Source organism: Amycolatopsis melonis (assembly GCF_040064235.1).
GTDB lineage: Bacteria > Actinomycetota > Actinomycetes > Mycobacteriales > Pseudonocardiaceae > Amycolatopsis > Amycolatopsis melonis.
The window spans coordinates 40,967-53,970 of the sequence record NZ_JBDZYD010000025.1 but is presented as its reverse complement, the minus strand read 5'-3'; the positions used below and the strand labels follow the sequence as shown (position 1 = coordinate 53,970).

At 71.8% G+C, this 13,004-nt stretch carries 12 protein-coding genes; 3 read left to right on the top strand and 9 right to left on the bottom strand.

All coding sequences use genetic code 11. The features are described from left to right. Nucleotides 1-41: 41 nt before the first annotated feature. Nucleotides 42-1,250 carry a cytochrome P450 family protein gene (locus ABJI51_RS43445; RefSeq protein ID WP_348957029.1) on the bottom strand — a complete coding sequence of 403 codons (1,209 nt, stop codon included), beginning with the start codon at nt 1,248-1,250 and terminating at the stop codon, nt 42-44. Between the two features lie 24 nt (nt 1,251-1,274). After that, on the bottom strand, nt 1,275-1,688 hold the full coding sequence (locus ABJI51_RS43440; RefSeq protein WP_348957028.1) for an SRPBCC family protein: 414 nt from the start codon (nt 1,686-1,688) through the stop codon (nt 1,275-1,277). A 64-nt stretch (nt 1,689-1,752) separates the two neighbouring features. On the opposite strand from ABJI51_RS43440, the gene ABJI51_RS43435 reads away from it, so the two are divergent. Further along, a complete protein-coding gene (locus tag ABJI51_RS43435; protein WP_348957027.1) occupies nt 1,753-2,370 on the top strand; it encodes a nucleoside/nucleotide kinase family protein in 618 nt (205 codons plus the stop codon). Between the two features lie 105 nt (nt 2,371-2,475). Here ABJI51_RS43435 and ABJI51_RS43430 read toward each other — a convergent pair whose 3' ends face one another. From ABJI51_RS43430 to ABJI51_RS43415, 4 genes are all read right to left on the bottom strand, one after another. Next, entirely contained in the window at nt 2,476-3,633 is a 1,158-nt protein-coding gene (locus ABJI51_RS43430) for a glycosyltransferase family 4 protein (protein ID WP_348957026.1), read from the bottom strand. A gap of 81 nt (nt 3,634-3,714) precedes the next feature. After that, the gene (locus ABJI51_RS43425; RefSeq protein WP_348957025.1) at nt 3,715-4,767 is read right to left on the bottom strand and encodes a C40 family peptidase; all 1,053 of its coding nucleotides are present in this window, start codon (nt 4,765-4,767) and stop codon (nt 3,715-3,717) included. Between the two features lie 437 nt (nt 4,768-5,204). Beyond that, nucleotides 5,205-5,462, bottom strand: coding sequence for a hypothetical protein (locus ABJI51_RS43420; protein WP_348957024.1), 258 nt, complete (start codon nt 5,460-5,462; stop codon nt 5,205-5,207). 87 nt (nt 5,463-5,549) lie between these two features. Further along, nucleotides 5,550-6,950 (bottom strand): NYN domain-containing protein, encoded by a 1,401-nt coding sequence (locus tag ABJI51_RS43415; protein WP_348957023.1) that lies wholly within the window; start codon nt 6,948-6,950, stop codon nt 5,550-5,552. Between the two features lie 130 nt (nt 6,951-7,080). Between ABJI51_RS43415 and ABJI51_RS43410 the strand changes: the two genes are divergently transcribed. Together ABJI51_RS43410 and ABJI51_RS43405 are read left to right on the top strand one after the other, a co-directional pair. Then, nucleotides 7,081-8,784: a DEDD exonuclease domain-containing protein gene (locus ABJI51_RS43410; RefSeq protein ID WP_348957022.1), complete on the top strand. Its 1,704-nt coding sequence runs from the start codon at nt 7,081-7,083 to the stop codon at nt 8,782-8,784. Nucleotides 8,785-8,959: 175 nt separating this feature from the next. Continuing rightward, complete coding sequence (locus ABJI51_RS43405) at nt 8,960-9,241, top strand: Lrp/AsnC family transcriptional regulator (RefSeq protein WP_348957021.1); 282 nt, start codon at nt 8,960-8,962, stop codon at nt 9,239-9,241. Between the two features lie 61 nt (nt 9,242-9,302). Here ABJI51_RS43405 and qcrB read toward each other — a convergent pair whose 3' ends face one another. The 3 genes from qcrB to qcrC are packed head-to-tail and all read right to left on the bottom strand — an operon-like array spanning nt 9,303 to nt 12,957. Continuing rightward, on the bottom strand, nt 9,303-10,979 hold the full coding sequence (gene qcrB, locus ABJI51_RS43400) for a cytochrome bc1 complex cytochrome b subunit (protein ID WP_348957020.1): 1,677 nt from the start codon (nt 10,977-10,979) through the stop codon (nt 9,303-9,305). After that, nucleotides 10,976-12,142: a cytochrome bc1 complex Rieske iron-sulfur subunit gene (gene qcrA, locus ABJI51_RS43395; RefSeq protein ID WP_348957019.1), complete on the bottom strand. Its 1,167-nt coding sequence runs from the start codon at nt 12,140-12,142 to the stop codon at nt 10,976-10,978. The genes qcrB and qcrA overlap by 4 nt, the downstream gene beginning before the upstream one ends. Beyond that, nucleotides 12,139-12,957, bottom strand: a complete 819-nt coding sequence (gene qcrC, locus ABJI51_RS43390; RefSeq protein ID WP_348957018.1) for a cytochrome bc1 complex diheme cytochrome c subunit — start codon at nt 12,955-12,957, stop codon at nt 12,139-12,141. Before qcrC ends, qcrA begins: the two co-directional genes overlap by 4 nt. Nucleotides 12,958-13,004: the final 47 nt, after the last annotated feature.

The window sequence follows — 13,004 nt, the reverse complement described above, 5'->3', positions numbered from 1 at the left end:
CGGCCCGGCCCGGCCCCGCCCCCGGCCCGATCAACTCCCCCTCACAACCGCACCGGCAGCGTCTCCAATCCGTGGACCAGCGAGCTGGACCGGTACACCAGCTCGTCCGGCTTCGCGTCCAGCGCCAGGTCCGGGAACCGCTCCAGCAACCCGCCGATCGCGATCTCCGCCTCCAGCCGGGCCAGTGGCGCCCCCACGCAGTAGTGGATTCCGTGGCCGAACGCCACGTGGCCGCCCGCTGCCCGGGTGATGTCCAGTTTGGCCGGGTCCGGGTAGCGCTCCGGGTCGCGGTTGGCGCCCAGCAGGGAGATCAGCACGAACTCGCCCTCCGGGATCGTCACGCCGCCCGCCTCCACCGGCTCGGCCGTGAAACGCAGCGTTGCCAGGTGGATCGGGCCGTCGAAGCGGAGGAACTCCTCCACCGCGGCCGGCAGCAGCTCCGGGTCCGCGCGCAGGCGGGCCAGCTGCTCCGGCTCGCGCAGCAGCGCCAGCACGCCGTTCGCGATCAGGTTCACCGTCGTCTCGTGGCCGGCCACCAGCAGCAGGAACGCCATCGACACCAGCTCGGGCCCGGACAGCGAGTCGCCGTCGTCGCTGGCGTGCACCAGGTCCGAGAGCAGGTCGGCGGCCGGCTCGGCACGCTTCTGCGCGATCAGGTCGGTCAGGTACGCGAACATGTTCTGCGCCGCGGCCTGCACCTCCTCCGGCTGCATCGCCGTGTTCAGCAGGGTGCGCGACCAGCCGGAGAACTTCGTGCGGTCCTCCTCGCGCACCCCGAGCAGCTCGCAGATCACCGTGATCGGCAGCGGCGCGGCGAACGCCGCCACCAGGTCGGCCCGCTCCTGCCCGGCCAGCGCGTCCAGCAGCTCCGCGGTGATCTCCTCGACCCGCGGCCGCAGCCGGGCCACCGTGCGCGCGGTGAACGCCTTGTTCACCAGCTTCCGCAGCCGCGTGTGGTCCGGCGGGTCCGAGTTGAGCATGTGGAAGCTCAGGTCCTGCCCCAGACCGGCCTGCATGGCCTCCGGCGGCAGCTTCGCCTCGAACAGCTCGCGGGTGCGCGCGCTGTCCTTCTTCAGCCGCGGGTCGGCCAGCAGCGCCCGCGCTTCCGCGAACCCGGTGACCAGATAGCAGGGCAGTCCACGCGGGATCCGCACCCGCCGCACCGGGCCGCCCGCGCGCAGCAGCTCGGTGAACAGGTGCGCGTCCTGCGCGTAGTCCTCCGCCATCTCGAACAGTTCGTCGGTCGTCATGTCGCCCCCACCAGCGTCGCCGCGTCAGCGCTCGGCGAGTGCCGCCACGACGCGCTCGGTCACGTCCTCCCAGTATGCCCGTTGTTCCTCGCGTTCTTCGGCGCCGGCGAGCCATTCCTGGTGGAAGCGCAACGTGGTCTTCGCTCCCGAGCCGCTCAGCCGCACCTGCACCGTCGAGTCGTGGTCCCAGTCCTTCGGCCGCCACGTGAGCCGCACGCGGTCACCGTCGACATAGCTGCGGATCTCGCCCACCGTGCCGTTCGCCGTCTCGTACTCCGCGCCCTTCTCGCGTGGCAGCTCGGCGCCGGGCCCCAGCCAGACCGCGACGCCCTCACGGCTGACCAGGAAGTCCCAGACGGTCCTGCCGTCGTACGGCAGGGTTCGCGAAACACCGATGTTCCAGCCCACGCCGGCCGTCTTCCCCACTGAAGAAGTCATGCCCGCATCCTCGCACCGGGGTACGACAAAAACGGCAACCGGCCCGGTGGGAGGATCGGATTCCGTGCGCTACCGCCCGATTTCCCCCGCTGTCCTCGCCGACGAACTGACCGAGCGGATCGACGCGCTCGCCGGACGACGGCGCATCGCGGTCGCCGTCGACGGCGCGGCGGGAGCGACCGAAACCACGGAACTGGCCGACGCCCTGGTCGACCCGCTGCGCCTGCGCGGCCGCGCGGCCCTGCGCGTGCCGGCCCGCGGCTTCCTGCGCCCGGCGTCGCTGCGCTTCGAGCACGGCCGCACCAACCCGGACGCCCGCTACACCGAGTGGCTCGACGTCGGCGCGCTCCGCCGCGAAGTCCTGGATCCGCTGAAGGAATCCGGCGAGATCCTGCCCTCCCTGTGGGACGCCGAGCGCGACCGCGCGACCCGCGCCGAGCGGGTGCCGGTCCCCGAAGGCGGCGTCGTGCTCGTCGACGGCGAGCTGCTGCTGGGTGCCGGGCTGGCCTTCGACCTGGCCGTGCACCTGTGGCTCTCCCCCGCGGCCCTGCGCCGCCGCGTGCCGGACGCGTGGGCGATCCCGGCATACGAACGCTACGAGGAGGAAGCCGACCCGCGTTCGCTCGCCGACGTCGTCGTGCGCGTCGACGATCCGCGGCACCCGGCGCTCTACACGCCGTGAGCCGCTCCCGCCGCCGGTCCGTGGTCGTGAGTGGCAATTAGGGTTCTAACGCGAATTACCACTCACGACAAGCCGCGGCAGACCACCCGCCGGTGATCCGCTGGTTCAGCGGACAACGGCCACCGGATCGCCGTCCAGCAGGCCCGCCAGGCGGCCAGCCAAGGTGTCCCAGCGCCACTTCTCGCTCACCCAGGCCCGCCCCGCCTCGCCCATCCGGCGCGCGCGGACCGGGTCGGCCAGCAGGCTCGCCAGCGTGTCGGCGAGCTGCTCCGCGTCGCGGCCCTCGACGACGTGCCCGGTGACCTCGTCGAGCACCGTCTCGGGCGCGCCGCCGGAATTGCCCGCGACCACCGGCAGGCCCGTCGCCGACGCCTCCAGGTAGACGATGCCGAGCCCCTCGACGTCGAGGCCCTTGCCGCGGGTGCGGGCCGGCATCGCGAAGACGTCGCCGGCGGCGTAGTGCGCGGGCAGCTCGGCCCACGGCACCGACCCGGTCAGCACGACGTCGCGCTCCAGGCCCAGCCCGGTGACCAGCTCCGCGAGCTTCTTCCGGTATGGCCCACCGCCGACGATCAGCAGCGCCGCGTCCGGGACGCGCTCGCGGATCCGCGGCAGCGCGCGGATCAGCTGGTCCTGGCCCTTGCGCGGCACCAGCCGCGACACGCAGACGACCGTCGGCCGGTCGCCGAGGCCGTGCCGGGCGCGGATTTCCGCGCGGCCTGCCGGGTCCGGCCGGTACAGGCCGGTGTCCACCCCGGACGGCAGCAGCTCCAGCCCGGCCATCGGCCCGAACGCCGCCGCGAACCGGCCGCGGGTGTAGCGGCTGACGTAGGTCACGACGTCGGCGGTGTCGCCGATACGCCGCAACGCCTGCCGCGCCGCCGGCAGCATCGACCAGCCGACCTCGTGCCCGTGCGTCGACGCCACGACCCGGCGGGCACCGGCCCGGCGCAGCGGCTGACCGAGCAGCGCCAGCGGCGCGGCAGCGCCGAACCAGACCGCTTCGCAGCCCCGCGCCCGCATGATCTGCTTCGCGCGGCGCAGCACGTCCGGCGTCGGCAGCATCAGCGACGTCGGATGCCGGACGACCTCGAACGGCGCCTCGGCGTCGAACTCCTCGTGCGATCCCGTCCGCGACTCCCACGACGGCGCGTAGACGACCAGGTCGTCCGACGGCAGCCGGGTGGCCAGGGAGTTCAGGTAGTTCTGGATCCCCCCGGGCCGCGGCGGGAAGTCGTTGGTCACGAGCAGGGTCTTGAGCACGCCCCAGAGGCTAGCGGGGGCCACCGACGGCGAAGGGGCGGCACCGCGTGTGCGGTACCGCCCCTTCGAATCGCTTCAGGGTCACGCCGTCGGGCGGCGCGCTCCCGCGTACTGGCTCTGCAGCGGCGAGATCTTCACGACGTCACCGGTGTCTGGCGCGTGGACCATCTTGCCGTCGCCGATGTACATGCCGACGTGCGAAACGGGCGAGTAGTAGAACACGAGGTCGCCCGGCTGGAGCTGGTCACGCGGCACCGCGGCGCCGAACGTGGACTGCTCCCGGCTGGACCGGGGCAGCTTGATCCCGGCCTTGCCGTACGCCCAGAGCATCAGGCCCGAGCAGTCGAACGAGTTCGGCCCGGTGTCGCCCCAGCCGTACGGGCTGCCGAGCTTGCTCAGCGCCGCGTTGACCGCGGTCTGCGCGGCCGCCGTGGGTGCCTGGACGTTGGGCCGCTCGCCGCCGGTGTCGCCCTGCGCGGCCTTGTCGGCGGCGCTCAGGTTCTTGTTGGCGGCCTTGAGCTGGGCGATCTGGTCGTTGAGCGCCTTCTGCTTCGCCTGGATGTCCTGGGTCAGCTTCGCCGCGGCGTCACGCGCGTCCTGCGCGCGCTTGGCGGCGTCGGTGGCCTTGTTGGTGGCGTCGGTGGCCTGCTGGACGGCGCCGGTGAGGTTGCCCATCGCGCCGTTCTTCTCGGTCGCGATGACCTCCAGTGCCGACGAGCGGTCCAGGAAGTCCTGCGTGGACGTGCCTGCCAGCAGCGCGGACAGCTTGTTCAGCTGCACCCCGCTGGTGAACGACGCACCGGCGAACTTGTCGACCTCGGCCTGGTACTTCTTCTGGTTCTCGACCGCCTTCGCGGCCTGGTCCTTCGCCGCGTTGACGTCGTTGTTGGCCTTGTCGAGCTCGGCCTGCTTGGCCTTCAGGTCGTCCTGGGCCTTCAGCAGGTCTTCGTTGAGCTTTTCGGCCTGGGCCGCGAGGTCGCGGTACTGGGCGAGGGCGTCCGAACCGGTGGGCGGGGCCTGGAGGACGGGGACGGGGGCGGCGGTGGCCGTCGGCTGGGCCACGGTGACGAGGGTGATCACCGCAGCCGCGGCGAGGGCTCCTGACACCACGCGCCTGACTGGATGCGACTGCACGGTCGCGCGGGTCTCCTTTGCGTCTCGGCCGCCGTCGGGGACCGGGGCACGAAGAGGCCGGGGAGTCCTCTTCGCCGCTGTCCCCACCGCGCGGGCCAGGCTGTGCCGCAGCAAAGCGGTACTGCAACAGGTGAGGCACGCGGTGGTGTTCCGGTTCCCAGCTTCCCGACAAAGCTGCGTCCGGCGGCGATCTCGCGTCGCCGCCTCATCGACGGCCGGGGGCCACGAGATCTCGGACAGGTTACGAAAAGAGCGCTGCCGCGTCCACCACCCCGGCGCCAAAAACTCTCCGTGACACCGGGAAACACCATCGGACCAGCAAGGGAGAAAAGATGTGATGGGCGTTACACGCTGGGGTTTCTCCGATCCTCCTTTCGGCTACCTACCGTTCACCTGATCCGAACGACCGCTCGGCGCGCCGACACGAAACGGGCATGTCAGGCGGTCCGCCTGACCGGTCCCTCGACCAGGCGCAGCCGGGGCACCATCCCCGCCTCGGCCAGCGCGTCCACGGCGCGGCGCTCGTCGGCGTCCCAGACGACGGCGGGTGGCGCGCCGAGGAGAACGCTGACGACGCAGTCGTGGCAGGAAATGCCGCGCACCACGCAGCGGTCGCAATCGACCACGAGGTTCTCGATGTCGGAAACGGAGATGTGCGAGACGTCCACTTCGGACAGCTCAGGGGTGCCGCTCATGTGGTCCTCCTCACGCGGAAACTGACTGAGGACGACGGTAAGGGTCACCACCGACAATTTTCGCCGAACAGGCCCCCGACCTGGGAATCAGACCCGCGAAAGGCGGCTGATCAGCACCGCCGACGGCGTCGGGTGCGCCCCGCTGCCCCGCACCGAGTCCGCGACCGCGCGGTCCGAGGTCACCACGACCATCGGGCGGCCCGCCGGCTCGGCCGCGACCAGGTTGCGGATGACGTCGTCGGCCAGCACGCCGCGGTCGGAGAACAGCACGCGGACCCCGCGGGGCACCGAGGCCGGGACGGACAGCACGCCCGCGCCGTCGAAGACGACCGTGACCTCGGCGGACGTGCGGGCCGCCAGTGCGGACAGCTGGTGGACCAGCCGGTCGCGCTGGTCCGCGAGGGCCAGTTCCGGATAGCCCGTCTTGGTGACGTTGTAGCCGTCGACGATCAGGTGCACGTTGGGCAGCGCGAGGTAGCGGTCCAGCGTGGACACGTCGGCGATCTTGCCGCCCTGGCCGAGGCCGGAGCTGGCGCCGCGGACCATGTCGGCGGGCCGGGCGCCGCGGGCGCCGAGGGCCAGTTCGCGGCGCAGGCCGGTGACGGCGCCGTCGATGGTGTCGACGAGCAGGGCCAGCCGGACCTCGTCGGCCTGCCGGGCCTCGCGGGCGGACTGGCGGGCGATCTCGGCGTCGGCGGCGGCCCGTTCGGCGCGGGCCCGTTCCGTGGCGACCCGCTGGCGTTCGCGCTCGAGCTGGGCGTTCAGGGCGGCGATCTCGTCGGCCCGCGCGGCCGAGCCGCGTTCGGCCTCCGCGGCCGCCGCTTCGGCCGCGTCGCGGGCCTGGCGCAGCTGGACGCCTTGCTCGCGCAGGCGTTTCAGGAGCTTCTCGACTTCGCCCTCGCGCTCGCCACGGGCGTTCTCCGCGGCTTGCTTCGCTTCGGCGAGTTCGGCACGGACCTGGGCCAGCTCGGCTTCGAGCCGCTGGTTGCGCGCCAGCGCGGCGTCACGCTCGGCGCGCAGGGCGTTTTCCTCGGCGTTCTTCGCGACGAGCCGGACGCGGCCGGCGGCCCCGGATTCCCCGAGGAGGACGGCCGCGGCGGCCGCGGCCACGGAGTCGCCCGCGTTGGGGTCGAGGGCGTCGGTGCGGTGTTCCCGCAGCCATTCGATGACCGCGGTGCGGAACTGCGAGGACTCGCCGAGCGCGGCGAGCAGCGCGGCCCCGCCGAGCTTGGCGCGCTTGGCGGGGGCGAACTTCGCCACCGGACGCAGCTGGCGCGGGACGTCGGTGCTGGACAGCTTCGCCACGGCGGCCGCGGCGAGCTCGGCGATGCGGTCGCGCACCGGCTCGGGCAGGGCGGGCCAGGTGGCGGGTTCGGGCCGCTCACCACCGGGGCCGGCGACGTCCTCGGCCGGTTCCGGGCGCGCCGCGACACCCGAGGGACCGGCGGGTTCCTCGGACGGCTCCGGCACGAGCGGCTGCGGGTGCATTGGTCCAGGGTAGGCCCCACCCCTCCAGCCCGCCCCGCGCGCCACACGGACCACGCTCCGACCAGCGGCTCCGCCCTCGCGGCGGCGGTGCCGCCGAAAACTGTCGGTGGTCGCCTCTAGGGTCTCGACCATGCGTTCGGTCCAGGCACAGCTCGCCTTCGACGAGCTGGGAACCCCGTTGCGGAACACGACATTCGTCGTCTTCGACCTCGAAACGACCGGGGCGCCGCCGGGACCGTCGGGCATCACGGAGATCGGCGCGGTGAAGGTGCGGGGAGGTGAGGTGCTGGGTGAGTTCGCGACGCTGGTGAATCCCGGCATGCCCATTCCCCCGCAGATCGTCTCACTGACCGGGATCACGCAGGCGATGGTCTACGACGCACCGCCGATCGAGGAGGTGCTGCCGGCGTTCCTGGAGTTCATCGGCGGTGCGGTGCTGGTGGCGCACAACTCGGGGTTCGACACCTCGCACATGCGCGCGGCGTGCGAGGCGCACGGCTACGCGTGGCCGAAGCCGACCGTGGTCTGCACGGTCCGGCTGGCCCGCCGGGTCGTCCCGCGCGACGAGGTCGGCCGGTACAACCTGACGGCGCTGGCGTTGCTGTTCGGGGCGCGGACCCGGCCGACGCACCGGGCGCTCGACGACGCGCGGGCGACCGTCGACGTGCTGCACGGGCTGCTGGAGCGCGTCGGCAACCTCGGCGTGCACTCGCTCGAGGAGCTGATGGGGTACCTGCCGGAGGTGACGGTCGCCCAGCGGGCGAAGCGGCACCTGGCGGCGGACCTGCCCTCGGCGCCGGGGGTCTACCTGTTCAAGGGGCCGAAGGACGAGGTCCTGTACGTCGGCACGGCGAAGGACCTGCGGCGGCGGGTGCGGACGTACTTCACCGGCTCGGAGGGCCGGAGCCGGATCCGGGAGATGGTCGCGCTGGCCGAGCGCGTCGACCACGTCGTCTGCGCGCACGCGCTGGAGGCGGAGGTGCGGGAGCTGCGGCTGATCGCGGCGCACCGGCCCGCCTACAACCGGCGGTCGAAGAACCGCCACCAGGGCTGGTGGATCGGGCTGACCGACGAGCCGTTCCCGCGGCTGTCGGTGGTCCGGCTGCCGCGGCCGGGGGTGCTGGGACCGTTCCGCAACCAGGCGGACGCACGCACGACGGCGGACACGCTGGCGGGCGCGTCGGGGCTGCGGACGTGCACGCAGCGGATCTCGCCCCGCACCGCGAACGGCACGCCGTGCGTGCTGGCCGAGCTGGGCCGCTGCGGGGCACCGTGCGCGGGGCGGCAGAGCGTGGAGGCGTACACCCCGGCGGTCGAGTCGGTGTCGGGCCTGATCGCGGGCGTGGACGGCCGTCCGCTGCACACGGCGGCGGCGCACGTGGAGCGGCTGGCGGCGGGCCAGCACTACGAGCAGGCGGCGCGGCACCGGGACGAGCTGGCGGGCCTGATCCGCGCACTGGGCCGGGCGCACCGGCAGGCGTCCCTGGCCTCGATCGGCGAGCTGATCGCGGCGGCCCCGGACGGCAACGGCGGCTGGGAGCTGGCGGTGATCCGCTACGGCAGGCTGGCCTCGGCCGGCGTCGCCCGCCGCGGCGTGCCGCCGATGCCGGTGGTGGAGGCACTGGTGGCCTCGGCGGAGACGGTGCTGCCGGAGCCGGGCCCCCTGCACGGCGCGCCTCCGGAGGAGGTGGGCGTGCTGCTGCGCTGGCTGGCCCGGCCGGGCGTACGCCTGGTCCGCACGACGAGGCCCTGGGCGGAACCGGCGGCGGTCGCGGGCTGGCGCGGCTGGCTCGACCTGGTCGCGGACGCGCATTCACTGGAACACGTCGGCTGACCGGAGGGGTCGGACGGCGTACCTGGAGAGTCGGACTGCGTACCTGGAGCGTCGGATCGCGAGCCGACCCTCCAAGTACGCGAGCCGACCCTCCAGGTACGCGAGCCGACCGTGCGGGTACTGACCTCACTAGGATCGCGGGCGACACCCGCAGACGAAGTCTTGGAGGACCCAGGTGATCACCGCGATCGTGTTGATCCAGGTAGAGGCGGACGCGATCCCGGACGCGGCGCAGGCGATCGCCGACATCGAGGGCGTCGGCGAGGTCTACTCGTGCGCCGGGGACGTCGACCTCATTGCCACGGTGAAGGTGTCCGCGCACGAGGAGCTGGCCGACCTGATCCCCGGCCGGATCGGGAAGGTGCCTGGCGTGCTGGACACCGTCACGCACATCGCGTTCCGGTCCTACTCCCGCACCGACACGGAATCGGCCTTCTCCATCGGCGTCGAAGACTGAAACGCCGAAGCCGCCCTCCGGAGGTCCGGAGGGCGGCTTCGGCGTCAGAGCGTCCGCGGACCTAGTGGTCCGCCTGCTTGGCCGACGAGGCCGCCTCGGCGGAGTCGAACTCGCCGTGCTGGCCGTGCTGGCCGTTCTCGCCGTGGCCGTTGCCGTGGGCGCGCTGCAGGGCCGCGGTCTCCTCGACCGGGTCCGGCGACCACAGCGTGCCCGGCATGGCCTGGCCGGCCGAGCCCAGCTTGTTCATCTTCTTCGGCACCGAAGCGCCCTGGTACTCCAGCGGGATCGCGTGGCCGTGGCTGTCGACGCCCGCCAGCGGCTGGTGGATCTCGATGAACTCACCGTGCGGCAGCCGCTTGATGATGCCCGTCTCGACGCCGTGCTCCAGCACCTCGCGGTCGGCCCGCTGCAGGCCGAGGCAGATGCGGTACGTGAAGTAGTACGCCAGCGGCGGCACGATCAGCACGCCGATGCGGCCCGCCCACGTCGTCGCGTTCAGCGAGATGTCGAACTGGTCGGCGATGATGTCGTTGAAGCCCGACAGCTCGATCACCATGAAGAAGCCCAGCGCCATCGCGCCCAGCGCCGTGCGGACCGGTGCGTCACGCGGCCGCTGGAGCAGGTTGTGGTGCGCGGTGTCGCCCGACAGCTTCCGCTCCAGGAACGGGTAGGTCAGCAGCAGCGCGAACAGGATCGGCATGCCGACCGCGCCCGGGAAGAACACCGCCGGGATCGTGTAGTTCCCGAGGTAGACCTCCCACGCCGGCCAGATCCGGAGCATGCCGTCGGCCCAGGCCATGTACCAGTCGGGCTGCGAGCCCGCCGACACCTGCGCCGGGTTGTACGGGCCGAAGTTCCACACCGGGTTGATCTGGAACAGGCCCGACATCAGCGCCAGCACACCCACGACCAGGGTGAAGAACGCCCCGCCCTTGAGCGCGAAGTACGGCATGATCCGCACGCCGACGACGTTGGTCTCCTTGCGGCGCACGCCCGGGAACTGCGTGTGCTTCTGGTACCAGACCAGCGCCAGGTGCGCCCCGACCAGCGCGAGCATGATGCCCGGCAGCAGCAGGATGTGCAGTGTGTACAGGCGCGGGATGATCTGGTCGCCGGGGAACTCGCCGCCGAACAGCGCCCAGTGCAGCCAGGTGCCGATCACCGGCACCGCGAGCACGATGCCCGACAGGGTCGCGCGGATACCGGTGCCGGAGAGCAGGTCGTCCGGCAGCGAGTAGCCGAAGAAGCCCTCGAAGCAGCCGAGGATCAGCAGCAGGCCACCGATCACCCAGTTCGCCTCACGCGGCCGCCGGAACGCGCCGGTGAAGAAGATCCGGAGCATGTGGACGGCCATCGACGCGACGAAGATCAGCGCGGCCCAGTGGTGCAGCTGCCGCATGAACAGGCCGCCGCGGACGTCGAACGAGATGTCCAGCGTCGTGCGGAACGCCTGGGACATCTCCAGGCCCTGCATGTTCTTGAAGCTGCCGTGGTAGACGACCTCCTGCATGGAGGGGTCGAAGAACAGCGTCAGGTACACACCGGTGAGCAGCAGGATGATGAAGCTGTAGAGCGCGATCTCGCCCAGCAGGAACGACCAGTGGGTCGGGAACACCTTGTTCATCTGGTGCCGCAGGCCCTTGGCCAGGTGGTAGCGCTGGTCGGCGTTGTTCGCGGCCTCGCCCAGGTGCCGCTCCACGGCACTCGAGCCCTTGGTCGGCGTGGTGAGTGAACTCATGACTTACGCTCCCAAAAGGCCGGACCGATGGCCTCGATGAAGTCGCCTCGCGCGATCAAGTATCCCTCTTCGTCCACCGTGATCGGTAGCTGGGCCAGCGGACGGGTCGCCGGGCCGAAGATCGGCTTGGCGTAGTGGAGGGCGTCGAACTGCGACTGGTGGCACGGGCACAGGATGCGGTTGGTCCGCTGCTCGTACAGGGAGGTCGGGCAGCCGACGTGGCTGCAGATCTTCGTGTACGCGTAGTAGTCGCCGAAGTTGAAGTCCTCCTGGCCTGCCCGCTTGACCACCTTGGCGGCGTCGGTCGGGCGCAGGCGGATCAGCATGACCGGGTTGTCGACGCGCTTGAGCGCCTTGGCCAGCGCCTCCGGGTCGTTCCGCTCGGACTCGCGGAACGGGAACACCGTCTCCATCGCGCCCGCGTCGAGGTCCTCGGCCTTGACCAGCGAGATCTCGGTCTCCTTGCCGTGCTCCACCTCGACCGGCTTGCCGGTGGCCCGGCGCATGTAGACCTTCTCGCCCGGGTAGTTCGGCTGCCAGCCGGTGTGCCACAGGGAGTCGCGGGACTCGCTGTCCTTCCACGGGTTCTTGATGAAGGACGCGACCGGCAGCGCGGCGGCGGCCAGGCCGAGGGCACCGGCGCCGGCGATCGCCGAGCGCTTGATCAGCGAGCGGCGGGCGATGGTGCTGCGGTTCCCGGCGTCGGCCAGGTGCGCGAGGATCGTCTGGCGGTCGACCTCGGCCGACCCTTCGCCCATGTTGTCGCTGCGCTGCTGCACTGCGACCTCGGCGGGCACGAACTTCTTCGTGTACAGGATCACGCCGATGCCGAGGCCGAGGATGGCCAGGCCGAGCGTGAGGCCGAGCATCGGGGTGTAGAGGCTGTACCAGAAGTGGCCGCTCTCGTTGTCCGGCGACTCGTACTTCCACGGCCACCAGATCAGCGAGACGACGAACCCGATCCCGGCCAGCGCGGACAGGGCGAACCAGAACGCGACCAGGCGCTCGGCGCGCCGCTCCGCCCGCGTGCCCTCCACGGGCCACGGGGTCGGGTACTCGACGATCTCGACGCCGTCGAGCTGCCCGCCCAGCTTGAGCAGCTGGTCACGGTCCATTTCAGCCAGTTCCGCCTCCGTCGGCGGCTTAGGCCCCTCGGCACTCATGCCTTCGATCCAATCCACAACGTCACGCCGATCAGCGCGGCGATTCCGACGATGAAGGCGATCACGCCCTCCGAAGCGGGGCCGACCCCGCCGAGGCCGTTACCACCCGGGTTGTTGTTGCCGTCGGACACCGACTTCACGTAGGCGATGATGTCCTTCTTCTCCTCCGGCGACAGCTGCCGGTCGGAGAACTTCGGCATGTTCTGGGGGCCGGTCAGCATGGCCGTGTAGATCTGCTCTTCGCTGGCCGGGTCCAGGTTGGGCGCGTACTTGCCCGCCGACAGCGCGCCACCGCGGCCGGTGAAGTTGTGGCACGAGGCGCAGTTGAGGCGGAACAGCTCGCCACCGCGGGCCGGGTCGGACCCGCGCAGGGCCTCGCCCTTCTCCGCCGGGCGCTGGACGCCGCCGCCGTGCGCCTGGATGTAGGCGCCGACCGCGTCGATCTCGGCCTCGGTCAGCTTCGGCGGCTTCCGCTCGACCTGCGCCTCCTGGCGCGCGGCGGGCATCCGGCCCGAAGAGGTCTGGAAGTACACCGCGGCGTCGCCGATGCCGATCAGGCTCGGGCCGCGGTCCTGCACGCCCTCGAGGTTCGCGCCGTGGCAGGCGATGCAGGTGTTGTTGTAGACCTGCTCGCCGAGGCGCAGCTGCGCCGGCGTGCCCTGGGCCTGCGCGGTCTGCGGCTCCGGGGCGAACACGGCGTACACGGCGCCGGCACCCACCAGCGCGATGCCGAGCGCGAGCAGGCCGGCGAACCGCCTCCGCAGCTTCGACCGCGCGCGGTAGCGGCGCTCCGACGATTTGGTGCTGGTGGTCATCTTGCGGCAACCCTTGCTGTCAGTTCAGGCCGATGGTGATGGTGGTG

Excerpts from the sequence above, each read along its gene's own strand:
- ABJI51_RS43440 (WP_348957028.1), bottom strand. The coding sequence starts at position 1,688 with ATGACTTCTTCAGTGGGGAAGACGGCCGGCGTGGGCTGGAACATCGGT.
- qcrA (WP_348957019.1), bottom strand. The coding sequence starts at position 12,142 with ATGAGTGCCGAGGGGCCTAAGCCGCCGACGGAGGCGGAACTGGCTGAA.
- ABJI51_RS43410 (WP_348957022.1), top strand. The coding sequence starts at position 7,081 with ATGCGTTCGGTCCAGGCACAGCTCGCCTTCGACGAGCTGGGAACCCCG.
- qcrC (WP_348957018.1), bottom strand. The coding sequence starts at position 12,957 with ATGACCACCAGCACCAAATCGTCGGAGCGCCGCTACCGCGCGCGGTCG.
- ABJI51_RS43420 (WP_348957024.1), bottom strand. The coding sequence starts at position 5,462 with ATGAGCGGCACCCCTGAGCTGTCCGAAGTGGACGTCTCGCACATCTCC.
- ABJI51_RS43415 (WP_348957023.1), bottom strand. The coding sequence starts at position 6,950 with ATGCACCCGCAGCCGCTCGTGCCGGAGCCGTCCGAGGAACCCGCCGGT.
- ABJI51_RS43445 (WP_348957029.1), bottom strand. The coding sequence starts at position 1,250 with ATGACGACCGACGAACTGTTCGAGATGGCGGAGGACTACGCGCAGGAC.
- qcrB (WP_348957020.1), bottom strand. The coding sequence starts at position 10,979 with ATGAGTTCACTCACCACGCCGACCAAGGGCTCGAGTGCCGTGGAGCGG.